Here is a 23,870-nt window from a genome sequence, read left to right as displayed (position 1 = left end):
AAGTTATTCACCGTCAGGCACCGCTTCTGCGATACAATGTTCGGCCTCAGAGGACGCGCATTATCGGGCAAATATGTGGTTTAAGCAACTATCTTTTTATCGTTTGAACGGGGATGCCATCCCCGAAGTGGCGCAACTGACTGATGCACTGGAGAAAAAACCGTTTCTTCACTGCAGCGGCCTGGACTGGTTCAGCGAGGGCTGGGTGACCGCTGCCGGCCACCAGGAGTCGCCGGTGTACAGCGCCCGCGGCTGCCAGCTGGTCGCCCTGAAGCGCGAAGACAAGGTTCTTCCGGCATCGGTAATCCGCGAGTTTGTCGACGCCAAGGTAGCGGAGATCGAGGACAAGGAACTGCGCAAGGTCGGCCGCAAGGAAAAGCTGGCCCTCAAGGAACAGGTGACCGACGACCTGCTGCCACGCGCCTTCGTGCGCAGCCACCGCCTCAACGCTTACCTGGATGGACGCCGACAATGGCTGATGGTGAATTCCGCCACGGCCAGCAAGTCGGAGGCCCTGGTCAGCAAGTTGCGCGAAGCGCTGCCGCCCTTCCCCGCCGCCTTGCCGCGCACCCAGATCGCCCCCCATACCGCGATGACGGCCTGGTTGGCCGAATGCGAGGCACCGGCCGGTTTCGAACTGGACGCCGAATGCGAGCTGAAGGACAGCAGCGAGAACGGCGCGGTGATCCGCTGCACGCGCATGGACCTGACCGCCGATGAAATCCGCCAGCACATCGCCACCGGCAAGCAGGTGACGCGGGTCGGCCTGATCTGGCGCGAACGTATCCGTTTCGTGTTGACCGACATGCTGCAGCTGAAACGCCTGCAGTTCCTCGATGTCCTGCAGGAAGAAGCGAGCCAGGCCGGGGACGATCGCGACAGCCTGTTCGAGGCCACCTTCACACTGATGGTAGAAGAGCTGGGTGAACTGGTGGACGAGCTGGTCGAGGCCTTGGGTGGGCTGGAAGAAGCACAGCAGGCCAGCTCGGCCGCGGCGCCTCCCCCGGCTGCCCCCGCGAGCGCGGCAACCCGCACGGAAGCGGTGGATGTGCCGTGGGAGGAATGAGCGCGTTATAGCCCTCGACCGAAAAGAGCCGGAAATCCGGCTCTTTTTTACTGATAGCCCCCCCCTGGACAGCTCACCGGGGTATTGCCGCGCCCCTCCCATGTGACGCAGGGCACGCCGTAACGGAGACATGGAGCAATAGGCACGGTGCCGTGGACGAGGTGAAGGAAGCTCCGACCCGCTTGTGCCTGCCCCAGGACGGGTCGGCGCATTCGCTGCGGCCACGCCTTGCCGAACAGATCACGCACGGGCGAGATCCCCCTAAGGGTTAGCGCTGCCATGGCCAGAAACAGACGGGGGGGCGTGGGCTCCCCTGCCCCTTTCTGCCCACCTTGGCATTACATGCGCGACTGCTGATAGTTTTCCAGGCCGGTCAGCTCGATCAGCTTGAGCTGCTGTTCCAGCCAGTGCGCGTGATCGTTTTCAGTCTCCTCCAGCAGCAGCATCAGTTCGTTGCGCGTGACGAAATCCTGCACGCTCTCGCAGTGTGCGATCACCGACTTGAGCAAGTCGCCCACTCGGTACTCGACCTCGAGATCACTTCGCAGCATGGCCGGCACGTCCTGGCCGACCACGATGGGTACGCGCTTCGCCACGTTTGGGACACCGCCGAGGAACAGGATGCGGGCAATGAGGATGCGGGCATGTCCCAGTTCGTCCTCGCGCTCATGGTCGATGCGTTGGAATAGCTGCTGCAGCCCCTGATCCTTGTACATTTCGGCGTGGATGAAGTACTGGTCGGCGGCCGACAGTTCCTCGGCCAGCAGAGCGTTCAGCAACTCGATGGTTTTGGGGTGACCTTGCATGTGTAGACGTCCTCTGACAGGCAGAGCCGGGGGGCGAGCCGGCGCTTGCCAAAGTGAATAAAATCAGGGCGGATTGTAGGATGACGAAGGCGTATTGTCAGCAAAACACCGCCCCATCCGGACTAGCTCGTCGGTACACTGGCCTAGATGGCGGACGGAAGGGTAAAATCTGCCGATCGTCACTCTCCCCAGCGCCTTCCCGAGCGCCCTTCCGACAATGAGCATCAAATCCGACAAGTGGATCCGCCGCATGGCTGAGCAGGACGGCATGATCGATCCGTTCGAACCGAACCAGATCAAGATCAGCGACGGCCAGAAGATCATCTCCTACGGCACCTCGAGCTACGGCTACGATATCCGCTGTGCCGACGAATTCAAGGTATTCACCAACATCAACAGCACCATCGTCGACCCGAAGAATTTCGACCCGAAGTCGTTCGTCGAAGTGTCGGGCGATGGCTATTGCATCATTCCGCCCAACTCGTTCGCGCTGGCGCGCACCGTGGAGTACTTCCGCATCCCGCGCAGCGTGCTGACCGTGTGTCTCGGCAAATCGACCTACGCGCGCTGCGGCATCATCGTCAACGTGACGCCGTTCGAACCGGAATGGGAAGGTTATGTCACCCTCGAATTTTCCAACACGACTCCACTGCCGGCAAAGATTTACGCCAACGAAGGCGTTGCACAGGTGCTGTTTTTCGAGTCTGACGAGGAATGCGCGGTGTCCTACCGCGACCGTGACGGCAAGTACATGGGGCAAAGCGGGGTCACCCTGCCGAAACCGTGAATACGCCGGTTTTCAGCCCAGCCCTCCCGCCCTCCCGGCGGGATTTTTTTTGTGCTTTCGGGGTGCAAAAGTGACTCGCAATTTCCGGCAGGTGAACTACGATAAACACTAGGTTCTCAATGGTTTATCGAAGGCAAACACGCAAGAATGTGTGGGCAAACCTTTCTTACTGGGGCGTTGCGGTTCCCCCTTGCCGCTCGTCCCTTTTTTTATGCCAAAACATGTATTTGGTATAAATCTAGTTCGCCGTTTCCGAGACGCACGGCCGGCCTGCCGCCGCACACGCTAGGAAGCGGGGCCATTACTGGCTACCATGCAAGGCCGTTCACCCACGACACCCGATCATGTCCGCCCCACTCTACGCCTTCAACTTCACCCTGCTGGATGGCTCTCCGGCCAAGCTTCAGGACTACGCCGGCAAGGTTATCCTGGTGGTGAATACTGCCAGCCAGTGCGGCTACACCCCACAATACGCCGGCCTGGAGGCGCTGTACCGGCGCTACCGCGATCGCGGGCTGGTGGTCATCGGTTTCCCCTGCAACCAGTTCGGCCGGCAGGAGCCTGGCAGCGATGCCGAAATCGGGGCTTTTTGCCAGAAGAACTACGGCGTGAGTTTCCCCATGGCGAGCAAGGTGGACGTCAACGGCGCCACCGCGCACCCATTATGGCATCACTTGGTGCGGGCCAAGCCGGGCCTGCTGGGCACACGCCGCATCAAGTGGAATTTCACCAAGTTCCTGATCGACCGCCAGGGCCACATCGTGGCGCGCCACTCGGCGCTGACCAAGCCGGAAGCACTGGCCAGCAAGATCGAAGCCTTGCTCTGACCGGATAGCCGCTGATCAAGACGGAGCAGTCAGGACGATACAAAAAAAACCGGCAAGCCTGCCGGTTTTCTTGTGGCCAGTTCACTGCTGAAATGGTCGGGTACCGCTAGAGCTCCTCGCTGGCGATCCCGACGCACGGGTCGTTGACCAGTTGTTCGGCGGCCGCGGCCAGCTTGTCGAGGTCGTCGTCCAGATGTTCCTGCAAATCGATACAGGCTGCCCGCAGGATGGCACTGGCCAGTTCGGCGGGCTCGCAGCTGAATACCTGCGCCAGCGCCCGCAATTCGCCGCAGGTTTCGTGATCGATCGGAACCGACAGGTCCCGCGTGGCCACCACATCCAGTACGGCCTTGGCACAACGCCCCTGCTCGCGACAGTGCTCCAGACGGGTGACCAGTTCATCCAACGCCTTTGCCATCATCTTCGCTCCTAAAACTGAAAGAAAATGCTTTGCAATGCCGAACAAATGCCCGGGCCGCGCAAAACAGGCCGCTCTGCGCTGTTGTCCTGTATTGATTCAGATCTTTTCACGTCCAATACGGCAGCCATCACGGCCGAAAGCGCCGTCCGTTAGGCACCGGTACCGATGCGGGGCGGACAAGAAAAGCTCAAGTACCGCCGCTGTTGAAAACGACGCTGGGATTATTTTCTGGCCGGCTGGCGTCCAGAATGACCTGGCACTCCTGCTGCACCTTACCGAGCAGCGCTTCGCCGAGATGATCTTCCAGATCGACGATGGCAGCATTCAGGATGGCGCCTGCCAGACATTCCGGAGTGGTGTGCAGCACATGCGCCATCGCCTCGAGCTGCAGACTCAGGTCGGCGCGCACGGGCGCCTTCACCAGGCGAATGGCTGAACTGGAAAGGTCGCAGGACGGCTCGTTCTGGCCTGTCGACTGCGAAAAACCGGACAACAACTGCTCCATGGCGTTACCCATTTTCCCCCTCTCACACGCTTTACTAAAACGTCCCTTCTAACAATAGGACAGCAGGAGGGAAACGCCACGATGGATAGGAAAAAAACGGGCGTGCCCTCCGGGCGATAGTATATGCCAATAGAATTGATTTAGTGCTCGTGCAGTGCGCCGTCGAGATAGAACCAGCGGCCGTCATCGCGCTGGAAACGGCTGGTTTCGTGCAGGCGATGGGCTCGCCCGCCCACCTTGTAGCGGGCCACGAACTCCACGATGCCGGTCTGGTCGTTCACCCCGCCCTGCTCGGTGCGGCGGATGTCCAGTCCCAGCCATTTCACCTTGCCGGCATCGTCGGCGAGGTCGAGCCCGGCCGGACGCGTGGCCTCCTGCCAGGTCGCCAGCAGATAGGTTTCGCATCCCAGGGTGTAAGCGGTATAACGCGAGCGCATCAGCGCTTCCGCCGTCGGAGCGCCGCACTCGGGGTGCTCGATGAAGCGGCCGCAACAGTCGGCATAAGGATGGCGACTGCCGCAGGGGCACAATGTCGTGGATGGCGTTTTGGCCATGGTTCATTCCAGAAGGGATGGGAAGCAAGATGCAAGGAAGCGAGAACACGTCGACGGCGGCATGAGCACGCTAGCGCCACGGATCGCAGCGTGACGGTCCACTCCCGCACCGAGCCGATCACCCCACGCTACCGGCCAGGGTTCGCGGCAACGACGGACGCCGAATCAATAACCCAGCGGCGGCAAGCGATAGACCTTGAGCAGGAAGTTGGTGAAGGCCGGATCGGCTGGCTTCTGGCGCAGCTTGGGCCAGGCGCGCAGCCATTCGCGCAGTTTGACTTCCATCTTGTCCTGCGCCTCGGCCGGGTTCATGCGGCCGGCATCGCGCTCCACGGCAATGTATCGGTAGGCGGCGAAGGTATTGTCGTCGACCAGGTTGGGGCCGGCGACACGCAAGCGGTAGGCATTGAGCTGATCGGCGGCGGCGGTGCGGCTCAGGCGCCCGGCTTTGACTTCTTCGGCCAACCTGTTGGCCTCCTTCAGCAGCAGGTCCACCTTGGTGGGGGCGGCAACCGGCGGCCGACGGTGCGGCTGCGGGGCGCCAGACTCTGGCAGGGTCGGGAGCACGCCGCAGGCGCTCAGCACCACAGCGGCCGCAAGGGGAAGGACAAGCTTCTTCATCGTCACGTTTCATGTCTCTCAGGAGCGCGGGCGGCACCGGGCCGCCCGCACCGGCCGGGGAACTCAGGCCAGGTCTTCGAACAGCGCGGTGGACAGGTAGCGCTCGCCGAACGAGGGGATCACCACCACGATCAGCTTGCCGGCGTTTTCCGGCTGCCGCGCCAGTTGCAACGCCGCCCAGACCGCCGCACCGGAAGAGATGCCGACCAGCAGGCCTTCCTGGCTGGCCAGCGCACGGGCGGTGGTGAACGCGTCGTCGTTCTTGACGCGGACGACCTCGTCGTAGGCGGAGGTATTGAGGATGGGCGGCACAAAACCGGCGCCGAGGCCCTGGATCAGATGCGGCCCCTTGGCGCCCCCGGACAGCACCGGCGAGCCCTCGGGCTCCACGGCGACGATCTTCACGCCGGGCTTGCGCGCCTTGAGCACCTCGCCGACACCGGTGATGGTGCCGCCGGTACCCACGCCGGCGACGAAGATGTCGACCTGGCCGTCGGTATCGTTCCAGACTTCCTCGGCGGTGGTGTTGCGATGGATTTCCGGGTTGGCCGGGTTCTCGAACTGCTGCGGCATGAAGTAGGTGTCGGGGTCGGATTCGACCAGCTCGCGCGCCTTGGCGATGGCGCCGCCCATGCCATCCGGCCCCGGAGTCAGGATCAGCTCGGCGCCGTAGGCCTTGAGCAGCATGCGCCGCTCACGGCTCATGGTTTCCGGCATGGTGATCAGCAGTTTGTAGCCGCGCGCGGCGCACACCATGGCCAACCCGATGCCGGTGTTGCCGGAGGTCGGCTCGACGATGATGGTGTTCGGACCGATCTTACCGGCCTTTTCGGCGGCGTCGATCATCGCCACGGCGATACGGTCCTTGACGCTGTGCGCCGGGTTGTAGAACTCCAGCTTGGCCGCCACGGTGGCGCCACAATCGGCGGTGAGGCGGTTGAGGCGGACCAGCGGAGTATTGCCGATCAGATCGGTAACAGTATTGGCGATGCGCATTGCTTATTCTCCCTTAACCCAAAAGTGGCCACACGTTATCACCTGTCATCATATAGTTGGTATCGACCGTGACCAAGACCGTTTGTTTATATCGTAGGAACGCGCAGCCCGCCGCAGCGCGCGACGGCGGCGAGAGAGTCAGACAAGACGATGGCCGGTCGGTTCACCCCGGGAGTGCCAAGACGGCCAGCGCCTGCTCCCATTGCTGACGGATCGCCTCGCCATAGGCGACGAAGCGCACCTCGGTGATGGTATGTTCGTGGCTCTGCAGCCAGGTGGCGACCGTCTCGCAGGCGATGGACAGGGCCGCAGGCACGGGGTAGCCGTAGACGCCGCAGCTGATCGCCGGGAACGCCACGCTGTGCAAGCCGTGTTCGGCGGCCAGCTGCAGGCTGGTCCGGTAACACGAGGCGAGCAATTCGGCTTCGCCGGATGCCCCGCCGTGCCAGACCGGCCCGACGGTATGGATGACGTGGCGCGCCGGCAGGCGGTAGCCCTGTGTCAGCCGCGCCTGGCCGGTCGGGCAGCCGCCCAGAGTGCGGCACTCGGCCAGCAGTTCCGGTCCGGCGGCGCGGTGGATGGCCCCGTCCACGCCGCCGCCGCCGAGCAGGCTGCTGTTGGCGGCGTTGACGATGGCATCGACGTCGAGCTGCGTGATGTCCCCCTGCCAGACTTCCAGCACGGTCGGCCCCATTTGCCGTTTCATGGCCCCCTCCTTCCCGCCAGCACCAGGCGCGCCAGCTGCTCCGCCGCCTGCTCCAGTAACGGTGCGGCCTGCTGTATCGCCGCCTCCAGCGTCATCGGGCGGCTGCACAATGAGAAGCATCCGTCGAAATGCGCAGCCAGCTGTCCTTCGGCATCCGGCAGCACCGCCCCGGACAGCAGGCTGACCGGCACCCCGGCCGCCCGCGCCAGTTCGGCCACCCTGGCCGGCGCCTTGCCGGCCAGGGTCTGGCCGTCGCTGCAGCCCTCGCCGGTGAGCACCCAGTCGACCTGGGCGATGGCGTCGCTCAGGCCGGAGAGTTCCGCCAGCGCCGTGGCGCCGGAATGGCAGCGGCCGCCCAGCAGGTGCAGGGCGTACCCCAGGCCGCCCGCGGCGCCACTGCCAGGCAGCTCGGCACAAGGTTGGCCGAAGGCGTGATCGGCAGCGGCGGCAAAGCGGGCGATGGCGGCGTCAAGCCGCGCCACGGCATCGGGGGCGACGCCCTTCTGCGGGCCAAACACCGCGGTTGCACCGCGCGGCCCCAGCAGCGGATTGTCGACGTCGGACCACAGCTCCAGCTTGGTCACCTCCAGCCGTGCGTCCAGCCCGGACAAGTCGAGCGCCGCCACGCGTCCCAGCTGATCGGGGAGCGGCGCCAGGGTCTGCCCCTCGCGGTCAAGCAGGCGCACCCCCAGCCCGACCAGGCAGCCGGCGCCGCCGTCGTTGGTGCTGGAACCGCCGAGGCCGACCGCGATATGGCGTGCCCCGGCGTCGAGGCAGGCGCGAATCAGCTCGCCGACACCGCGCGTGTCACGCTCGTGCACGCTGGCGGGGCCGACGTCGGGCAGGCCGACCACGCGCGCCACTTCGACCACCGCCACGCCGTGCGGCAGCAGCAGCCACTCCGCCTCGCACGGACGCCCCTCGGCATCATGCACGCTAGCGCGGTGCCATTCGCCCCCGAGCGTGGCGTGGAGGGCGTCGAGCGTCCCCTCGCCGCCGTCCGCCATCGGGCACAAGCGGCAGTCGGCGGACGGCTCCGCGCGCCGGATGCCGCGCGCCATGGCTTCGGCCACCTCACGGGCGGCGAGCGAACCTTTGAAGGAGTCAGGGGCGATGAGCCAGCGCATGCGCTTGTCCTCGGAAACAATCGTGAGAGAGCATCCTACCGCGGTTACGGCCTGCACCGGTTTCAGTTTAGACCCGGACATGAAAAAACCCTCCGGCCACAAGGGCACAAGGAGGGTTTTTTGCCGGCGCCGCAGCGTCTGGCTTATTCGGCCGGCTGCTCCGTGGCAGCGGCAGTTTCGGCCGGAGCCGCGACGGCGGCCACCTTGGCGGCCATCTGGCCCTCGGCGGCCTGCTTTTCTTCCGCCGTCACTTCGCCAGCCGGCTTACAGGCCAGGTCGAAACGCTTGCCGCCGCGTGCCAGCGCCTTGACGTAGCGCGGCTTGCGGCAATGATTGGCGACCACGCGGGCGATCAGCACGGCGTCGAACTGCGGCAAGGCGGCGATCAGGCTTTCGTGGATGCCGATGGCCAGAGGACGGAACTGGCGGAACACTTCGAACTTGCTGTACACATGCTCGGCGATCATTTCAGTCTGCTTTTTCTTGCTCAGACTCTGCACAGCGTTCTTGAGAGCAGCACCCAGTGCCGTTTCGGTATTTGGCTTCATGAACTTCAATCTAGTCGGTTGATGGCCGGCGGAACATCCTCCACCCGACCGAGGCTTGCTGATGCACGCCTCATTTTCCAAACGCTACCGCCGGCTACAGGACCGGTAACGCCCACAGAAGGCGTATCTTATGCCAGAACTCCGGCAAAAGTGAAACCCCAGCTCGTCCGGCGCCCATCTTCGTGGGCAGGAAAACATCACGTTGCAGGCGCCCACGGCGAGACAGTCTCGCCACGGCACCCCGGATACAAAAAAGCCGCAGCTGGCGCTACGGTCTCGTCTGTCACTCAGTTCAGTATGGTGCCCGGGACCGGGGTCGAACCGGTACACCTTGCGGCGAGGGATTTTAAGTCCCTTGTGTCTACCAATTTCACCACCCGGGCATGGAGGCGAGATTCTAGCCCAGAGCGCCCCCACAGGCAATCAGACTCAGGCCCGATCAGGCCCTGACGGGTGTTTGCGTCAGTCCGGGCCTCCCGGCCAAGGCCGGCGATCGTGCTTTCCGTTGGCATCTCCTTCGCTCGGAGACACCCCATCTCGATGGACAGGCCCACGGCCCGCGCGCCATCAGCTCATGCCGGAGAAAAGAAAAAAGCCCTGAAAAATCAGGGCTTTTTATCTGGAGGCGGGGGTCGGAATCGAACCGGCGTCCACGGCTTTGCAGGCCGCTGCATAACCACTCTGCCACCCCGCCATTGACTGGCGTATCGACGCGCTAGGCGAATCGATGAAACTGGAGCGGGAAACGAGGCTCGAACTCGCGACCTCAACCTTGGCAAGGTTGCGCTCTACCAACTGAGCTATTCCCGCATGGTGCGATTACATTTGACAGGCGCTGGAGCGGGAAACGAGGCTCGAACTCGCGACCTCAACCTTGGCAAGGTTGCGCTCTACCAACTGAGCTATTCCCGCGTCTGTGAAACGAATCTGTTTTTCCGGTGTTTGGAGCGGGAAACGAGGCTCGAACTCGCGACCTCAACCTTGGCAAGGTTGCGCTCTACCAACTGAGCTATTCCCGCATCGCCGGATATGCCATGAAAAACTGGAGCGGGAAACGAGGCTCGAACTCGCGACCTCAACCTTGGCAAGGTTGCGCTCTACCAACTGAGCTATTCCCGCTTTGTCTTTCACTGTCTCGCTGCATTGCTGCGTCGAGAGACTGCGAATTATAAGGATTTATCGCCCCCTGTCAACAGCTCAGAGATCGATTTTTTTACCGGCAAACTCGCGCGCCGCCATGCGCAGGTAGTAAACCATTGACCACAAAGTCAAAATCACCGCCAGCACCATGAACACGTTACCCAGCACCAGGGTACTCAATCCGGGCACGATCGGGCCGGCGTAGAGCAGGAGCAGGATCGCCACCATCTGCGCGGCGGTCTTGAGCTTGCCGATATAGGCCACCGCCACGCTCTTGCGCGTGCCCATCTCGGCCATCCACTCGCGCAGGGCGGAGATGGCGATCTCGCGCCCGATGATGATCATCGCCATCCAGCCGGGGGTGCGCGTCAGCTGCACCAGCAGGATCAGCGAGGCGGCGACGATGAGCTTGTCGGCCACCGGATCGAGGAAGGCGCCGAAGGCCGAGGTCTGCCCCAGCTTGCGCGCCAGGTAGCCGTCGAGCCAGTCGGTCACCGCGGCCAGCGCGAAGATGACGGCGCCGGTGATGTTGCGCATGTCGGCCAACAGCAGCGAGTCGGGCAGAAAGAAGATGGCGACGAAGATCGGGATCAGGGCCACCCGGAGCCAGGTCAGGAATATCGGCAGGTTAAACGGCATCGTTCTGGTCTTGTTGTGTTCAGTGCAGGGCGTTGTAGATCTTTTCGGCCAGCGTCTGACTGATGCCTTCCACTTGGGCGAGGTCGTCGATGCTGGCCGCCATGACCCCGCGCAATCCGCCAAACCGGGTCAGCAGCCGTTGGCGACGCTTGGCTCCCACGCCGTTGATCTCTTCCAGCGAGGAGGCGGTGCGCGCCTTGCCGCGCCGGGCGCGGTGGCCGGTGATGGCAAAGCGGTGCGCCTCGTCGCGCACGGTCTGGATCAGGTGCAGCGCGGGATGGTCGTGCGGCAATTGTAGCGTCTTTTCCCGGTACGGGAGGATCAGTGTTTCCAGCCCCGGCTTGCGCTCTTCGCCCTTGGCCACGCCGACGATGGGGAGGTTGAGGCCGATGTCGGCAAACACCTCCAGCGCCACACCAACCTGGCCCTTGCCGCCGTCGATCAGCACCACGTCGGGCAGCTTGCCTTCGCCTTCGGCCAACTTGCTGTAGCGGCGCGTCAGCACCTCGCGCATGGCGCCGTAATCGTCGCCGGCCTTGGCGGTGGTGATGTTGTAGCGGCGGTATTCGGAGGGCTGCATGTCGCCGCGGTCGTACACCACGCAGGAGGCGACGGTGGCCTCGCCCAGGGTGTGGCTGATGTCGAAGCACTCCAGCCGCTCCACCCCTTCCAGTTCCAGCACCTCGTTGAGCCGGGCCAGGCGCTGGCTCTGCGTGGCGTGGCTGGCGAGTTTCTGCTGGATGGCGAGTTGGGCGTTCTTCTCGGCCATTTCCAGCCAGACGCGGCGCTCGCCGATGGGGTTGCCCACGATGGCCAGGCGGCGCTCGGCCTGCTGCTCGAGGTAGTCGCGCAGCGTGGGCGAGATCGCGCCGTTGACGATGATCACCGGCGGCAGCGGCGCCCCCAGATAATGTTGCGCCAGGAAGGCCTCGAGGTTGGCCGAAGCGTCGCTGCCCTCGCTGTTGAGCGGGAAGAAGCTCTTGTCGCCCAGATGGCGGCCGCCGCGCACCATCACCAGGTTGACGCACACCACGCCCTGCTGTTCGGCCACCGCCACCACGTCGGCGTCATGGCTGACGTTGCTCGACACGAACTGCTTCTCCTGCACCCGCGACAGCGCCTGGATCTGGTCGCGCAGCGCGGCGGCCTGCTCGAACTCCATCGCCTCGGAAGCGGCCAGCATGCGTTCGGTCAGGCTATCGATCAGCTCGTTCTGCTTGCCCTGCAGGAAGGCGACGGCGTTGGCCACGTCGGCGCGGTACGCCGCCTCGTCGATGTGTTCGACGCACGGTCCCGAGCAGCGCTTGATCTGGTACAGCAGGCAGGGGCGCGAACGGTTGGCGAACACCGCGTCTTCACAGGTGCGCAGGCGGAACACCTTCTGCAGGATCTGGATGCTCTCGCGCACCGCGTAGCTGTTGGGATACGGCCCGAAATACTGGTGCGGTTTTTTCGGATCGCCGCGGAAATAAGCCAGCTGCGGGTAGGCGTGCGCCGACAGCATCAGGTAGGGATAGGACTTGTCGTCGCGGAACAGGATGTTGTAACGCGGCGCCAGCGCCTTGATCAGGTTGTTTTCCAGGATCAGCGCCTCGGCCTCGGAGCGCGTCACGGTGGTCTCGATGGCGGCGATCTGGCGCACCATGAGCTGGATGCGCGGGCTCAGGTCGTTTTTCTGGAAATAGGAGCTGACGCGCTTCTTGAGGTCGATGGCCTTGCCCACGTAGAGCACCTTGCCGGCCGCGTCGAGCATGCGGTAGACACCGGGCAGGTTGGGCAGGTGGGTCAGGATGGCTTTGGGGTCGAACGTCGTGCTGCTAGTCACTGAAACTCTCGTCTTGGAGCGGGGGGAAAGACATCGCCCCACGGGGATTTGCTGCGCTCACCGCCGCGCCGCCAGGCTGGTTGGAGAAGCGCGGCCGTACATAAAGCACGGCGAGCCCCGCTGGACCGGGACGGCGGACGCCGCCGCTTTATTTACCCGCGCTCACTTGCACCAGGTCGCCACGTCTTGTTCGGACTGGCGGATCATGTCGTTGCGCTGGGCATCGCTGGCCAGCGCGTTGCTGCCCGGCAGGCGGATGCGGCCGTTGAGCTGCAGGCTGGACAGGTTGCTCTTGGCGCGCAGGCAGTTTTCGGCGCGGATCTTGCGGTTGAGATCCTCGGCCTGCCGGGCCAGGTCGGCCTTATCGTTACCCTTGTCCACGGCCTTGGCGGCGGGAGCCGACGCCTCTGCCTTGGGCGGCGGCGTCACCTTGATGTTCAGCTGGTTGGCCTTTTGCCCCGGCGGCGGCTGATCGGAATACACGGTGCGCCCGGTGGCGTCCTTCCAGGTGTAGACCTCGGCCCAGGCCGGCAAGGACAGCAGGATAAAAGTGCACAGCCACCAGCGATGTTTCATGTCACCCTCCCCCTCTTAAAATACCGCGACAATGCCGGGCATTGTACGGTCACGTCCACGGCCGCGGCAAAGAGCTGCACGCCGCTTTTGCCAAGCGCCCCCGTCTTTCGATATAATGTTTATTTGCCGCAAAGGAAACGCCAGATGCGTATCATCGAGAAAGCCTATACTTTCGACGACGTTCTCCTCGTCCCGGCCCACTCTTCGGTACTGCCGCGCGACGTTCAGCTTCACACCCAACTCTCCCGCAACATCCGCCTGAATCTGCCCATGCTGTCCGCAGCCATGGACACGGTAACGGAAGCCCGACTGGCCATCGCCATGGCCCAGGAAGGCGGCATCGGCATCATCCACAAGAACATGTCGATCGAGCGCCAGGCCCAGGAAGTATCCAAGGTGAAGCGCTACGAGAGCGGTGTCGTCAAAGACCCGATCACCATCGCCCCGGACATGCTGGTGTGCGACCTGATCAACCTGACCCGCCAGCACCGCATCTCCGGCCTGCCGGTGGTGCAGGACGGCAAGGTGGTCGGCATCGTCACCAACCGCGACCTGCGCTTCGAGACCCGCCTGGAACAGCCGGTATCCTCGATCATGACCCCGCGCGAGCGTCTGGTGACGGTCAAGGAAGGCGCCAGCATCGACGAGGCGCGCGAGCTGATGCACAAGCACCGCCTGGAGCGCGTGCTGGTGATCAACGACGCGTGGGAGCTCAAGGGCCTGATCACCGTCAAGGACATCATCAAGACCAGCGAACACCCGTTCGCCTGCAAGGATAGCCAGGGTCGCCTGCGCGCCGGCGCCGCCGTCGGCGTCGGGGCCGGCACCGAAGAGCGCATCGCCGCGCTGGCCGCCGCCGGCGTCGACGTGGTGGTGGTGGATACCGCCCACGGCCACAGCCAGGGCGTGCTCGACCGCGTGCAGTGGACCAAGAAGAACTTCCCGCAGATCGACGTGATCGGCGGCAACATCGCCACCGCCGACGCCGCCCTGGCCCTGCTGGACATGGGCGCCGACGCGGTGAAGGTGGGCATCGGCCCGGGCTCGATCTGCACCACGCGTATCGTGGCCGGCGTCGGCGTGCCGCAGCTGACCGCGATCCACAACGTGTCGGAAGCGCTCAAGGGCACCGGCGTGCCGATGATCGCCGACGGCGGCATCCGCTTCTCCGGCGACATCGCCAAGGCCCTGGCGGCCGGCGCCAACTGCGTGATGCTGGGCGGCATGTTCGCCGGCACCGAAGAGGCGCCGGGCGAGGTCGAGCTGTATCAGGGCCGTTCGTACAAGTCCTACCGTGGCATGGGCTCGCTGGGCGCCATGACCCAGGGCTCGAGCGACCGCTACTTCCAGGACAACGAAGCCAACGTCGACAAGTTCGTGCCGGAAGGCATCGAAGGCCGCGTGCCGTACAAGGGCCCGATCGCCCAGGTGATCCACCAGCTGACCGGCGGCCTGCGTTCCTCGATGGGCTACCTTGGTTGCCGCACCATCGAAGAGATGCACGCCAAGGCCGGCTTCGTGGAGATCACCTCCGCCGGCATGCGCGAGTCGCACGTGCACGACGTGCAGATCACCAAGGAAGCGCCGAACTACAACGTCGACCGCTAAGTCGACAGGCGTTTCCGTTCGGCAAGAAACCCGCTTCTCCGGAAGCGGGTTTTTTCATGGCTTCGGCCAACCCTGTCGTCGGGGCGGGCGATGACGCTACACTACGCCCACGTCTTTGACCGATCGCCCGCGCCATGTCTCAACCTCTGCTCACCTCCCGCTCCGAAACCGTGATCCTGCGCCAGCACCGTTACCACGTGCGCCACTGGGGAGCGGACGGCGCGCCACGCTTGTTCATGCTGCATGGCTGGATGGATTCGTCCGCCACCTTCCAGTTCCTGGTCGACGCGCTGGGCGACGGCTGGCACGTCATCGCGCCGGACTGGCGCGGCTTCGGCGACAGCGAATGGAACCGCGGCAGCTATTACTTCCCGGACTACCTGGCCGACCTCGATGCGCTGCTGCAGCACTATTCGCCCGACACCCCGGTGACGCTGATCGGCCACAGCATGGGGGCGATGATCGCCGGCCTCTACGCCGGGGTGCGGCCGGAGCGGCTGACGCGGCTGGTCTGCGTCGAGGGCTTCGGGCTGGCGGCAACGCGTCCGGAAGAGGCGCCCGGCCGCTACGCGCGCTGGCTACGCGAACAGCACACCATGCCGGGCTACCAGCCGCTCGGCACGCTGGACGACGTCGCGGCGCGCCTGGCCGAGCGCAATCCGCGCCTGGACAGCGCCCGCGCCCGCTTTCTGGCGGCGGCGCTGACCCACGAGATCGACGGCACGCTCCGCTACCGCGCCGACCCGCGCCACAAGATGGTCAACCCGGTGCTGTACCGGCTGGAAGAAGCCAAGGCCTGCTGGCGGCGCATCGCCTGCCCGGTGCTGTGGGTGATCGGCGGCGACATGTGGGACCACCCGATGGCCAAGGGCGTGTTCGCCACGCTGGACGAGCGGCGCGCCTGCTTTGCCAGGCTCAGCGAAGTCACCGTCCCCGAGGCCGGGCACATGATCCAGTGGGAGCAGCCGGAAAGGTTGGCCGAAGCCCTGCGCCCGTTCCTGACGGCGTGAGTACGCCCCGGCGCCAAGCGTTCGGCATGGCGGCATGGCAGCCGCTACCCCGCCCGGCTAACGCCCCAAGCAGCACCGCCTCGATACCACACGGACAGTGAATTTGTCTGCTTTTCGGCCAAAAATCATGGCTTTTATGCTGCACTGCAGCGTCGTTACGCGGTAGAATTTATCTCATAGACCGCTCGCGGCCAGGGCACACGCCGTGGACGGTCCGATAACAAGCAAGCCCGGCACAGTCCGGGCCTTATCGTTTCAAGATCGATCGTTTGGAGATCCCATGACCCTCATCAAGATGAGTTGCATCGCCGTGGCCGTCGCCGGCCTCGCCGCCTGCGGCCAGAAGGCCGAAACCAGCGCCGACGCCGCCAAGAGCGCCCCCGCCGCCGACGAGCTGGTGGTGAAGATCGGCCACGCCGGCCCGATCACCGGTCCGGCCGCCAACTACGGCAAGGACAGCGAGAACGGCGCGCAGGTTGCCGTGGACGAACTGAACGCCGAAGGCATCTCGCTCGGCGGCAAGAAAGTGAAATTCGAGCTGGTGTCGGAAGACGACCAGGCCGACCCGAAAGCCGCCACCCAGGTCGCGCAGCGCCTGGTGGACGCGCAAGTGGCCGGCGTCATCGGCCACGTCACCTCCGGCGCCACCATCCCGGCGTCCAAGATCTACTCCGACGCCGGCATTCCGCAGATTTCGCCGTCGGCCACCTCGCCCAGCTACACCCAGCAGGGCTACAAGACCGCGTTCCGCGTGATCGCCGATGACGCCGCCCAGGGCCAGGCGCTGGGCGCCTTCGCCGTGAACGAGCTGAAGGCCAAGAAGATCGCCATCATCGACGACCGCACCGCCTACGGCCAGGGCCTGGCCGACGAGTTCGAGAAGGCCGCCAAGGCCGGCGGCGCCGAGATCGTCAAGCGCGAGTTCACCAACGACAAGTCCACCGACTTCGCCGCCATCCTGACCACCCTCAAGGCGCTGAAGCCGGAAGTGATCTTCTTCGGCGGCATGGAAGCCCAGTCCGGCCCGCTCACCAAGCAGATGAAGCGCCTTGGCCTGACCGCCAAGCTGCTCTCGGGCGACGGCACCCGCACCCCGGATTACCTGAAGCTCGCCGGCGCCGACGCCGAAGGCAACTACGCCTCCACCGCCGGCCAGCCGAACGACAAGATGCCGGGCTTCACCAGCTTCAGCGAGAAGTACAAGGCCAAGTTCAAGCAGGACGTGGCGGTGTTCTCGCCGTACAGCTACGACGCCGTACGCACCCTGGTAGCGGCGATGCAGAAGGCCGACTCGGCCGAGCCGGCCAAGTACCTGCCGGCACTGTCCAAGGTGGAATTCGCCGGCGTCACCGGCCCGGTGAAGTTCGACGCCAAGGGCGACCGCCTCAACCCGACCGTGACCATCTACCAGGTCAAGAACGGCCAGTGGGAAGTAGCCAAGGTACTGGGTGGCGGTACTGCGCCGGCGGGCAACGCCTCCGCCGCGCAGTAAGCGTCGACGCACGTCAGATCAGAACGGCATCCGGGAAACCGGGTGCCGTTTTTGTTTGCCCGCCCCCTCTCCTTCTCACGCCCCGGCAAAGCGGATCAGCCGGCTGCGGTCGATGCCGAGCCCGATGTTCTGCCCGGCGCGCAGGCCCTCGGGAAACTGCGCCGCCTCGCGCGCCGACAGCGTCAGCGTGAAACGCGCCGCCTGCTGTGTCAGCTCGACGCGGATGCCCTCGCTGAGGCTGTCAACCCGCTCCACGCGCGCCGGGGGATGCGCCGGCCCGAGCAGGAAGGCCTGCTCCGGCAGCACGCCGTCGTCCAGCACGTTGTGGTAGCCGATGAACGAGGCCACCCAGGCGTTGCGCGGCGCCGCCAGCAGCTCCTGCGGCCGGCCGCACTGCACCACCTTGCCCTGCTGCAGCACCGCCACGCGATCGGCCAGCGCAAAGGCCTCGGCGCGGTCATGCGTGACCAGGATCGCCGGGATATGCGCGGCGGCCAGCCGGCGGCGGAACTCGGCCTGCAGGCTCTGGCGCAGGTGGGCGTCGAGGCTGGAGAACGGTTCGTCCAGCAGCAGCAGGCGCGGCGACGTCACCAGCGCGCGTGCCAGCGCCACGCGCTGCTGTTCGCCGCCGGACAGCGTCCACACCCGGCGCGCGCCGTAGCCGGCGAGCCCGAGTTCGGCCAGCGCACGCTCGGCCCGGGCGTAGGCCTCGCGCCGGGGCAGGCGCCGCTCGATCAGGCCGAAGGCGACGTTGTCGCGCACGTCCAGATGCGGGAACAGCGCGAAGTCCTGGAACATCAGCGCCACCTGGCGCGCCTCCGGCGCCAGGGCGGTGAGATCGACTCCGCCGAGCCGGATCTGCCCGGCGTCGGGCCGCTCCAGCCCGGCGATCATCTTCAGCAGCGTGCTCTTGCCGCAGCCGGACGGCCCGAGCAGCGCCAGCGTTTCGCCGTCGGCGACGGTGAGCGACAGGTGGTCGGCCACCACACGTTGGCCGAAGGCCTTGCACAGGTTGACGAGCTCAAGCATGGTCGGAATCCTTGGCCGGGCGCCCGGGCCATTCGATGATGACGAAGGCGCTCACGGCAAACAGCATCAGCACGCTGGACAACACCAGCGCGGCATCGAGGTTGGCGGCACCGGGACGGCCCAGGCGCTGGTAGATCAGCGTGGTCAGCGTGGTCCACTCCGGGCGCGACAGGAACAGCGTGACGGCGAATTCGCCCAGCGCGGTGGCGGCGGCGAACGCCAGCCCGCGCCGGAACGCCGGCTGCAGCAGCGGCCACACCACGCGGACGAAGGCTCGCGGCGCGCTGGCGCCCAACGTGCGCGCCGCCTGTGGCCATTGCGGCGGCACGCCGTCCAGCGCCGCCGCCACGCTCTTGGTGACGAAGGGATAGGCCAGCAGGGCATAGGCACCGAGCAGCAGCGTCAGGCTGGCACTCCACCCCGGGTACAGCAGCAACAGGCCGAACGCCACGCACACCGGCGACAGCACGAAGGGCAGGAAGGCGGCGGCGCGCAGCCACAGCCAGCGTTGCGCCGCCAGCGCGTGCGCCAACCCCAGTACCGCAGCCAGCGTCAGCGCCAGCGCCGAGAAGCGCAGGGTGTTGGCCAGCGCCGCCAGCGTGTCGCCCTCGCCCAGCACCGCCCACGCCTCGACCCCGGCCGACAGCGCACGCCCGGCCACGGCCAACAGCGGCGCCGCGGCGAACAGCGCCAGCAAGGCCAACGCCCCCGCCAGCAGCGTCCGTTCCGCCAGGGTTACCGCCGGACGCGGCGGCAGCGGCTCGACCTTGCCCGGCGTGGCCAGACGCCGCTCCAGCCAGGCGTAGCCGAACGCCACCCCGCCGCTCAGGCACAGCAGCAGCAGCGCCAGCGCGCCGGCGTCGGCCAGGTTCAGCTCGTACGCCACCAGCGAGTAGATCTCCACCTCCACCGTGGCGTAGCGCTGCCCGCCCAAGAGCAGCGCCAGCCCGAAGCCGGAGAAGCAATACAGGAACACCAGACACAGCGCCGACGCCAGCCACGGTCGCGCCACCGGCCACTCCACGCGCCAGAAGGCGCGCCAGGCGGTGCAACCGAGCGTGCGCGCCGCCGCCAGGCGCGAGGCCGGCACCGAGGCCAGCGCCTCGCTGGCGGCGCGGATCACCAGCGGCAGGTTGTAGAACAGGTTGCCGTACAGCAGCAGCCACGGCGTGTCCTGCAGGTTGAGGCCGGTGACGCCATGCGGGCCGAACAGCGCCAGCACGCCGAGCGCGGCCACCAGCGTCGGCATCACGAACGGCAGCAGCAACAGGCGCAGGATCAGCGCCCGCCCGGGAAAGGCGAAACGCGTCAGCACCCAGGCCAGCGGCAGGCCGATGGCGAGCGCCAGCACACAGGTGACGACGGCCTGCGTCAGCGACCAGAGCAGGCGCCAGCGCAGGTAGTCGTCCTGGAAAAGGTTGGCCGAAAAGCCGCTGCCGCCCTCGTACAGCAGCCGCGCCAACGGCGCCAGCGCCATCAGGGTGAGAAACGCCAGCGGCAGCAAGGCCAGGGCCTGGCGGGAAAACACGGCACGCATCGCGGCCCTCGACAAAGACCAACGGCAGACAGGCTGCCGTATTGGAAACACCTAACGTAAGGCCCGGGAGCTTGTGAAGAAATCGTCCCACAGGGATTCTCTGCGGTCATCGCCCCCCCAGGCCGGTTCGACCCGAGGAAAATCGACTGACTCAGCCGTACAAGTGGTACGGCAAGCATCACAGAGCCGGGATGGGGGTGCGCGGCAGAGTTATTCCAAGCTCTCAGTAGCCGGACTTCAACACCACGCGGGTCCAGCGGCTCACCCAGCCGGCGCTCTTGGCGGCGATGGCCCGGCTGTCCGGGGTATCGTGCGCCGTCGGCTGTTGCGCCAGCGCGAACACCGGGTTCAGCTTGACGCCGGGCAGCACCGGGTACATCCACATCTGCGTCGGCAGGTCGGCCTGCACCGCGCCGGAGCGCAGGAAGTCGACGAACTGCTGGGCCGCCTGCTTCTGCCCGCCGCCCTTGACCAGCGCCACGCCCTCCACCTGCTGGAACACGCCGCCCTTGAGCAGCAGGTTGCCGGTCGGCGCTTCGGCCAACTTCTCCTTGCTGTAGAACACCTCGGCCGCCGGGCTGGTGGCGTAGCTCACCACGATCGGGCGGCTGCCGCCGTTCTTGCTGAAATCGGTGTAATAGGCTTCGCTCCAGCCCTTGGCGACCTTGACGCCGTTGTCGCGCAGCTTGCCCCACCAGGCGAAGGCCGGCTCCTCGCCCAGGCCCTTGACGGTGGCGAGCAGGAAGGCCAGTCCCGGACTCGACGTCGCCGGGTTTTCCACCACCACCAGGTTCTTGTAGGCCGGGCGCGTCAGCTCGTCGAGCGAGGTGGGCAGCGCCAGCTTCTGCCTGGCGAACCAGGCCTTGTCGTAATTGAGCGTGACGTAGCCGTAGTCGACGCTCACCATCCCCGGCAGCGTCTGCTTCACGGCGGCGCCGGCCGGGCTCGCGGTCGGCTCCAGCACACCGGCCTGCTGCGCCTTGCCGAGCAGCGTGTTGTCGATACCGTAGACTACGTCGGCGATCGGATTGGCGCGGGTCAGGATCAGCTTGTTGACCATCTCGCCGGCGTCGCCGGCCTTGATCACCACCACCTTGACGCCGGACTGCTGCTCGAACCCCGCCAGCAGTTCCTTGGACAGCGCGAACGAGCTGTGCGTCAGCACGCGCAGTTCGGCCGCCTGGGCGCCCAGCGCGCTCGTACACAACGCCAGCCACAGCACTTTCTTGAACATAGGAACACTCTCCTTGCCGATCGCGGGGCCTCCGCCTCCGTCTTGCCAGGGCAAAACGGGGCAAACACGGCCCCGGCCTCGGGCCGCCGCCACGGCCGGGCGCCGATGCCTGACGGCACCGTCACGCTCCCTCCGCTGGCACGACCCAGATCAGGTTGCGGGGTCTCTCTCAGCCGCGACGAATCGCGGCACCCCCGGTGACGAAAAACGGCAGTATAGCGCCAAGCCGTGCGGCACGGCAGGCCGGGAAGACGGGCAGGCGACGGGCAAAAAAATGGCCTGAAGGACGAATCCTCCAGGCGAGGCTTACACACGTAAAAGAGGCTAACGAAACGAGAGACTGACTCGCGCGGCCCACGCACAACAAGACCGCAGGTGAACTCTTTGCAAACGCCATGCCAGCCCTGGAGCCGGCTTGTGCCGCTGCCGGATTTGCGCAATGCACCACAAGAAGACCGTGGCGCACCACAACATCACGGGGGTGCGCCACCCGAGCGCCGGTGGCCTGCGTTATGATTGCGCCATGGATAGCCTGCCCAACACCAAGAAGCCCGTCGTCGCGGCGGCCGAGAAACCGGCGCTGCCGGCACCCGAGAGCGAAGCCTACCTCGCCAGCCAGGCCATGCCGCTGGGCGAGACCGTGCTGATGCTGTCGCGCGATGGCGTGGCGATCTACGGCATACTGCACCGCAGCCGCGCCATGACCGGCCAGTCCGACTATTTCCGGCTGCAGTTCCGCGGCTACGCCGCCGCGGCCGGCACCCAGTGGCAGCCGTTCGGCGGCGACGACGCGCAATTCCACACCGTCTACAACAGCGCCTGGGTGCGGGCCGACCACCCCAGCCGCACCGCCACCTTCGGCCCCAAGGGCGGCGTCATGGCGAGCGAGACCTTCCGTCACGCCGGGCTCGACACCTTCCTGCTGGCCCAGGTCATCGGCTGGATCAAGGGCATCTACCCCGATTACGCCGTCAGCCCCGGGCTGGTCACCCTGCCCGCCACCTGCAGCGAGGACGAGCGCCTGCAGCGCAACGCCTTCTTTGCGCGCCAGGGCTTCGAGTTCGAATGGCAGGACAGCAACCAGAAGAACGCCCTGTTCTTCAAGGACAAGGTCAACAAGCTGCTCGGGGTATGGGACAAGGAACACATCACCGAATACAGCGGCGAAGCCATGCTGCAGAACATGGCGCAGCAGGAAGAGACGCGCGCCCACCTGGAACAGCGCGTGAGCGCCCTGGAGTCGCGCCAGACGACACTGCAGCAGGCGCTGCAGAAGGAGCGCAGCACCGCCCAGATCATGACCGGCGTGGTGATCCTGATCCTGATCATCGGCATGTGGGCGGTGCTGTAAGCGGGGACCGCCCGCGCCATGGCTGAACCCGTTTCATCCATGCCATGAGCAGCCATCGTTTGTCCGTCGGCGTCCGCTCTGGCCTAATACGGCCATTCGCCCCCCGGGCGCCAAGGAGCACGCCATGATTCACGGCAAAACCCTGCAGCAATGGTACCGCGACCATCCCCTGCTGGAAAAACTGGTCGCGCTGGAGGAATGCAGCTGGTTCAACCCGGCCATTACGCCATTTGAAGAAGCCCTGCCCCACGTCGGCCTCGGCGTGGACGACGTGGCCGAGGCCAGCGCCCGGCTGCAACGCTTCGCCGCCTACTTCCGCGCCGCCTTCCCGGAAACCCGCGACGCCGGCGGCATCCTGGAATCCCCGCTGCAGGCCATCCCCGCCATGCAGCAGGCGTTGTGCCAGCGCTACGGCATCGACTCCGTCGGCACCCTGCTGATCAAGCTCGACAGCCACCTGCCGATCTCCGGTTCGATCAAGGCGCGCGGCGGCATCCACGAGGTGCTCAAGTACGCCGAAGACCTGGCCCTCTCCGCCGGCCTGCTGCACCTTGACGACGACTACGCCCGGCTCGACAGCGACGCCTTCCGCGCCTTCTTCGGCCAGTACGCCATCGCCGTCGGCTCGACCGGCAACCTCGGGCTGTCGATCGGCCTGATCGGCGCCAAGCTGGGTTTCCGCACCACGGTGCACATGTCGGCCGACGCGCGCGAATGGAAGAAACGCCGCCTGCGCGAGCACGGCGTCACGGTGGTGGAATACCCCTCCGACTACAGCGCGGCGGTGGCCGAAGGACGGCGCCAGGCGGCCGGCGACCCGCGCTGCCATTTCGTCGACGACGAGAACTCGCCGCAGCTGTTCCTCGGCTACGCGGTCGCGGCCGAACGGCTCAAGTGCCAGTTCGACCAGGCCGGCATCGTCGTCGACGCCGAGCACCCGCTGTTCGTCTACCTGCCCTGCGGCGTCGGCGGCGGCCCGGGCGGGGTGGCGTTCGGCCTGAAGCTGGCGTTCCAGGACCACGTGCACTGCATCTTCGCCGAGCCGACCCACGCGCCGTGCATGCTGCTGGGCGTACTCACCGGGCGGCACGACGAGGTCGCGGTGCAGGACTTCGGCATCGACAACGTCACCGCCGCCGACGGCCTGGCGGTGGGGCGTCCCTCCGGCTTCGTCGGGCGGGCGATGGAACGGATGCTGGACGGCTACTACACCGTCAGCGACGACGAGCTCTACCGCCTTCTCGCCCTGCTACAACAACAGGAAGGCATCGCGCTGGAGCCGTCGGCGCTGGCCGGTATGCCGGGCATGGCGCGCGTGCTGACGGAAAACCAGGGCTACCGCGAGCGCATGGGGCTCACCCCGCAGCGCCTGGCGGCGGCGCATCACCTGGTGTGGGCCACCGGCGGCAGCATGGTGCCGGCGGAAGAAATGGCCGACTACCTGCAGCGCGGCCGGGAAGCCTGA

General features: G+C 65.9%; 23 protein-coding genes, 6 tRNA genes and 1 riboswitch. Of the genes, 8 read left to right on the top strand and 21 right to left on the bottom strand.

All coding sequences use genetic code 11. The features are described 5' to 3' along the window. Window positions 1-73 precede the first annotated feature (73 nt). A complete protein-coding gene (locus FURADRAFT_RS15295; protein WP_008955066.1) occupies window positions 74-1,066 on the top strand; it encodes a recombination-associated protein RdgC in 993 nt (330 codons plus the stop codon). Between the two features lie 338 nt (window positions 1,067-1,404). Here FURADRAFT_RS15295 and bfr read toward each other — a convergent pair whose 3' ends face one another. Continuing rightward, window positions 1,405-1,872 carry a bacterioferritin gene (gene bfr / locus FURADRAFT_RS15290; protein ID WP_008955065.1) on the bottom strand — a complete coding sequence of 156 codons (468 nt, stop codon included), beginning with the start codon at window positions 1,870-1,872 and terminating at the stop codon, window positions 1,405-1,407. Window positions 1,873-2,089: 217 nt separating this feature from the next. On the opposite strand from bfr, the gene dcd reads away from it, so the two are divergent. Both dcd and FURADRAFT_RS15280 read left to right on the top strand, forming a co-directional pair. Then, a complete protein-coding gene (gene dcd / locus FURADRAFT_RS15285) occupies window positions 2,090-2,659 on the top strand; it encodes a dCTP deaminase (protein ID WP_008955064.1) in 570 nt (189 codons plus the stop codon). Between the two features lie 344 nt (window positions 2,660-3,003). Next, the gene (locus FURADRAFT_RS15280; RefSeq protein ID WP_008955063.1) at window positions 3,004-3,486 is read left to right on the top strand and encodes a glutathione peroxidase; all 483 of its coding nucleotides are present in this window, start codon (window positions 3,004-3,006) and stop codon (window positions 3,484-3,486) included. A gap of 106 nt (window positions 3,487-3,592) precedes the next feature. Here FURADRAFT_RS15280 and FURADRAFT_RS15275 read toward each other — a convergent pair whose 3' ends face one another. The 17 genes from FURADRAFT_RS15275 to FURADRAFT_RS15195 all read right to left on the bottom strand — a co-directional run bounded on the left by FURADRAFT_RS15275 (window position 3,593) and on the right by FURADRAFT_RS15195 (window position 13,144). Further along, complete coding sequence (locus tag FURADRAFT_RS15275) at window positions 3,593-3,907, bottom strand: hypothetical protein (protein WP_008955062.1); 315 nt, start codon at window positions 3,905-3,907, stop codon at window positions 3,593-3,595. 187 nt (window positions 3,908-4,094) lie between these two features. Further along, the gene (locus tag FURADRAFT_RS15270) at window positions 4,095-4,412 is read right to left on the bottom strand and encodes a hypothetical protein (RefSeq protein ID WP_232503483.1); all 318 of its coding nucleotides are present in this window, start codon (window positions 4,410-4,412) and stop codon (window positions 4,095-4,097) included. 140 nt (window positions 4,413-4,552) lie between these two features. Further along, window positions 4,553-4,966: a YchJ family protein gene (locus tag FURADRAFT_RS15265; protein ID WP_008955060.1), complete on the bottom strand. Its 414-nt coding sequence runs from the start codon at window positions 4,964-4,966 to the stop codon at window positions 4,553-4,555. Window positions 4,967-5,131: 165 nt separating this feature from the next. After that, entirely contained in the window at window positions 5,132-5,587 is a 456-nt protein-coding gene (locus FURADRAFT_RS15260) for a hypothetical protein (protein ID WP_008955059.1), read from the bottom strand. Window positions 5,588-5,650: 63 nt separating this feature from the next. After that, the gene (gene cysK, locus FURADRAFT_RS15255; RefSeq protein ID WP_008955058.1) at window positions 5,651-6,583 is read right to left on the bottom strand and encodes a cysteine synthase A; all 933 of its coding nucleotides are present in this window, start codon (window positions 6,581-6,583) and stop codon (window positions 5,651-5,653) included. 163 nt (window positions 6,584-6,746) lie between these two features. Continuing rightward, complete coding sequence (locus tag FURADRAFT_RS15250) at window positions 6,747-7,289, bottom strand: O-acetyl-ADP-ribose deacetylase (RefSeq protein ID WP_008955057.1); 543 nt, start codon at window positions 7,287-7,289, stop codon at window positions 6,747-6,749. Then, a complete protein-coding gene (locus FURADRAFT_RS15245) occupies window positions 7,286-8,416 on the bottom strand; it encodes a glycerate kinase (RefSeq protein WP_040653023.1) in 1,131 nt (376 codons plus the stop codon). The genes FURADRAFT_RS15250 and FURADRAFT_RS15245 overlap by 4 nt, the downstream gene beginning before the upstream one ends. Before the next feature lie 143 nt (window positions 8,417-8,559). Continuing rightward, window positions 8,560-8,964: a ProQ/FINO family protein gene (locus FURADRAFT_RS15240; RefSeq protein ID WP_008955055.1), complete on the bottom strand. Its 405-nt coding sequence runs from the start codon at window positions 8,962-8,964 to the stop codon at window positions 8,560-8,562. A 298-nt stretch (window positions 8,965-9,262) separates the two neighbouring features. Continuing rightward, window positions 9,263-9,347, bottom strand: a tRNA-Leu gene (locus FURADRAFT_RS15235). Window positions 9,348-9,584: 237 nt separating this feature from the next. Beyond that, window positions 9,585-9,658 (bottom strand) — tRNA-Cys (locus tag FURADRAFT_RS15230). 40 nt (window positions 9,659-9,698) lie between these two features. Beyond that, a tRNA-Gly gene (locus tag FURADRAFT_RS15225) sits at window positions 9,699-9,774 on the bottom strand. Between the two features lie 26 nt (window positions 9,775-9,800). Further along, window positions 9,801-9,876 (bottom strand) — tRNA-Gly (locus FURADRAFT_RS15220). A 31-nt stretch (window positions 9,877-9,907) separates the two neighbouring features. Beyond that, window positions 9,908-9,983, bottom strand: a tRNA-Gly gene (locus tag FURADRAFT_RS15215). Window positions 9,984-10,007: 24 nt separating this feature from the next. Beyond that, window positions 10,008-10,083: transfer RNA gene (locus FURADRAFT_RS15210), tRNA-Gly, on the bottom strand. Between the two features lie 78 nt (window positions 10,084-10,161). Continuing rightward, window positions 10,162-10,743 (bottom strand): CDP-diacylglycerol--glycerol-3-phosphate 3-phosphatidyltransferase, encoded by a 582-nt coding sequence (gene pgsA, locus FURADRAFT_RS15205; RefSeq protein ID WP_008955054.1) that lies wholly within the window; start codon window positions 10,741-10,743, stop codon window positions 10,162-10,164. 19 nt (window positions 10,744-10,762) lie between these two features. Further along, the gene (uvrC, locus tag FURADRAFT_RS15200; protein ID WP_008955053.1) at window positions 10,763-12,568 is read right to left on the bottom strand and encodes an excinuclease ABC subunit UvrC; all 1,806 of its coding nucleotides are present in this window, start codon (window positions 12,566-12,568) and stop codon (window positions 10,763-10,765) included. Between the two features lie 162 nt (window positions 12,569-12,730). Continuing rightward, window positions 12,731-13,144, bottom strand: a complete 414-nt coding sequence (locus tag FURADRAFT_RS15195; RefSeq protein WP_008955052.1) for a DUF4124 domain-containing protein — start codon at window positions 13,142-13,144, stop codon at window positions 12,731-12,733. A gap of 144 nt (window positions 13,145-13,288) precedes the next feature. Between FURADRAFT_RS15195 and guaB the strand changes: the two genes are divergently transcribed. From guaB to FURADRAFT_RS15180, 3 genes are all read left to right on the top strand, one after another. Then, entirely contained in the window at window positions 13,289-14,752 is a 1,464-nt protein-coding gene (gene guaB / locus FURADRAFT_RS15190) for an IMP dehydrogenase (RefSeq protein ID WP_008955051.1), read from the top strand. 134 nt (window positions 14,753-14,886) lie between these two features. After that, the gene (locus FURADRAFT_RS15185) at window positions 14,887-15,762 is read left to right on the top strand and encodes an alpha/beta fold hydrolase (protein ID WP_008955050.1); all 876 of its coding nucleotides are present in this window, start codon (window positions 14,887-14,889) and stop codon (window positions 15,760-15,762) included. A gap of 280 nt (window positions 15,763-16,042) precedes the next feature. Further along, window positions 16,043-17,254 (top strand): branched-chain amino acid ABC transporter substrate-binding protein, encoded by a 1,212-nt coding sequence (locus FURADRAFT_RS15180; protein ID WP_008955049.1) that lies wholly within the window; start codon window positions 16,043-16,045, stop codon window positions 17,252-17,254. Window positions 17,255-17,329: 75 nt separating this feature from the next. On the opposite strand, the gene FURADRAFT_RS15175 is transcribed toward FURADRAFT_RS15180, so the two are convergent. The 3 genes from FURADRAFT_RS15175 to FURADRAFT_RS15165 form a co-directional block, all read right to left on the bottom strand. Then, window positions 17,330-18,283 carry an ABC transporter ATP-binding protein gene (locus FURADRAFT_RS15175; protein ID WP_008955048.1) on the bottom strand — a complete coding sequence of 318 codons (954 nt, stop codon included), beginning with the start codon at window positions 18,281-18,283 and terminating at the stop codon, window positions 17,330-17,332. Continuing rightward, window positions 18,276-19,820 (bottom strand): ABC transporter permease, encoded by a 1,545-nt coding sequence (locus FURADRAFT_RS15170; protein ID WP_008955047.1) that lies wholly within the window; start codon window positions 19,818-19,820, stop codon window positions 18,276-18,278. Before FURADRAFT_RS15170 ends, FURADRAFT_RS15175 begins: the two co-directional genes overlap by 8 nt. Window positions 19,821-20,043: 223 nt before the next feature. Then, window positions 20,044-21,054, bottom strand: coding sequence for a thiamine ABC transporter substrate-binding protein (locus FURADRAFT_RS15165; RefSeq protein WP_008955046.1), 1,011 nt, complete (start codon window positions 21,052-21,054; stop codon window positions 20,044-20,046). A 109-nt stretch (window positions 21,055-21,163) separates the two neighbouring features. Next, window positions 21,164-21,260: riboswitch (TPP riboswitch) on the bottom strand. 233 nt (window positions 21,261-21,493) lie between these two features. Here FURADRAFT_RS15165 and FURADRAFT_RS15160 point away from each other — a divergent pair. Together FURADRAFT_RS15160 and dsdA are read left to right on the top strand one after the other, a co-directional pair. After that, window positions 21,494-22,405, top strand: coding sequence for a hypothetical protein (locus tag FURADRAFT_RS15160; RefSeq protein ID WP_008955045.1), 912 nt, complete (start codon window positions 21,494-21,496; stop codon window positions 22,403-22,405). 124 nt (window positions 22,406-22,529) lie between these two features. Further along, window positions 22,530-23,870, top strand: a complete 1,341-nt coding sequence (dsdA, locus tag FURADRAFT_RS15155; RefSeq protein WP_008955044.1) for a D-serine ammonia-lyase — start codon at window positions 22,530-22,532, stop codon at window positions 23,868-23,870.

The organism is Pseudogulbenkiania ferrooxidans 2002, from assembly GCF_000174355.1.
Lineage (GTDB): Bacteria > Pseudomonadota > Gammaproteobacteria > Burkholderiales > Chromobacteriaceae > Pseudogulbenkiania > Pseudogulbenkiania ferrooxidans.
Note: the sequence above shows the minus strand (reverse complement) of the source record. Positions and strands in the feature narration are given on the sequence as shown.

What these genes read in the sequence shown, in the direction of transcription:
- FURADRAFT_RS15195 (WP_008955052.1), bottom strand. Translation starts at nt 13,144, where the DNA reads ATGAAACATCGCTGGTGGCTGTGCACTTTTATCCTGCTGTCCTTGCCG.
- FURADRAFT_RS15245 (WP_040653023.1), bottom strand. Translation starts at nt 8,416, where the DNA reads ATGCGCTGGCTCATCGCCCCTGACTCCTTCAAAGGTTCGCTCGCCGCC.
- FURADRAFT_RS15180 (WP_008955049.1), top strand. Translation starts at nt 16,043, where the DNA reads ATGACCCTCATCAAGATGAGTTGCATCGCCGTGGCCGTCGCCGGCCTC.
- pgsA (WP_008955054.1), bottom strand. Translation starts at nt 10,743, where the DNA reads ATGCCGTTTAACCTGCCGATATTCCTGACCTGGCTCCGGGTGGCCCTG.
- FURADRAFT_RS15185 (WP_008955050.1), top strand. Translation starts at nt 14,887, where the DNA reads ATGTCTCAACCTCTGCTCACCTCCCGCTCCGAAACCGTGATCCTGCGC.
- FURADRAFT_RS15295 (WP_008955066.1), top strand. Translation starts at nt 74, where the DNA reads ATGTGGTTTAAGCAACTATCTTTTTATCGTTTGAACGGGGATGCCATC.
- FURADRAFT_RS15260 (WP_008955059.1), bottom strand. Translation starts at nt 5,587, where the DNA reads ATGAAGAAGCTTGTCCTTCCCCTTGCGGCCGCTGTGGTGCTGAGCGCC.
- cysK (WP_008955058.1), bottom strand. Translation starts at nt 6,583, where the DNA reads ATGCGCATCGCCAATACTGTTACCGATCTGATCGGCAATACTCCGCTG.
- FURADRAFT_RS15250 (WP_008955057.1), bottom strand. Translation starts at nt 7,289, where the DNA reads ATGAAACGGCAAATGGGGCCGACCGTGCTGGAAGTCTGGCAGGGGGAC.
- FURADRAFT_RS15270 (WP_232503483.1), bottom strand. Translation starts at nt 4,412, where the DNA reads ATGGAGCAGTTGTTGTCCGGTTTTTCGCAGTCGACAGGCCAGAACGAG.
- FURADRAFT_RS15175 (WP_008955048.1), bottom strand. Translation starts at nt 18,283, where the DNA reads ATGCTTGAGCTCGTCAACCTGTGCAAGGCCTTCGGCCAACGTGTGGTG.
- dcd (WP_008955064.1), top strand. Translation starts at nt 2,090, where the DNA reads ATGAGCATCAAATCCGACAAGTGGATCCGCCGCATGGCTGAGCAGGAC.
- FURADRAFT_RS15165 (WP_008955046.1), bottom strand. Translation starts at nt 21,054, where the DNA reads ATGTTCAAGAAAGTGCTGTGGCTGGCGTTGTGTACGAGCGCGCTGGGC.
- FURADRAFT_RS15170 (WP_008955047.1), bottom strand. Translation starts at nt 19,820, where the DNA reads ATGCGTGCCGTGTTTTCCCGCCAGGCCCTGGCCTTGCTGCCGCTGGCG.
- dsdA (WP_008955044.1), top strand. Translation starts at nt 22,530, where the DNA reads ATGATTCACGGCAAAACCCTGCAGCAATGGTACCGCGACCATCCCCTG.
- FURADRAFT_RS15240 (WP_008955055.1), bottom strand. Translation starts at nt 8,964, where the DNA reads ATGAAGCCAAATACCGAAACGGCACTGGGTGCTGCTCTCAAGAACGCT.
- FURADRAFT_RS15275 (WP_008955062.1), bottom strand. Translation starts at nt 3,907, where the DNA reads ATGATGGCAAAGGCGTTGGATGAACTGGTCACCCGTCTGGAGCACTGT.
- FURADRAFT_RS15280 (WP_008955063.1), top strand. Translation starts at nt 3,004, where the DNA reads ATGTCCGCCCCACTCTACGCCTTCAACTTCACCCTGCTGGATGGCTCT.
- FURADRAFT_RS15160 (WP_008955045.1), top strand. Translation starts at nt 21,494, where the DNA reads ATGCACCACAAGAAGACCGTGGCGCACCACAACATCACGGGGGTGCGC.
- FURADRAFT_RS15265 (WP_008955060.1), bottom strand. Translation starts at nt 4,966, where the DNA reads ATGGCCAAAACGCCATCCACGACATTGTGCCCCTGCGGCAGTCGCCAT.
- guaB (WP_008955051.1), top strand. Translation starts at nt 13,289, where the DNA reads ATGCGTATCATCGAGAAAGCCTATACTTTCGACGACGTTCTCCTCGTC.
- bfr (WP_008955065.1), bottom strand. Translation starts at nt 1,872, where the DNA reads ATGCAAGGTCACCCCAAAACCATCGAGTTGCTGAACGCTCTGCTGGCC.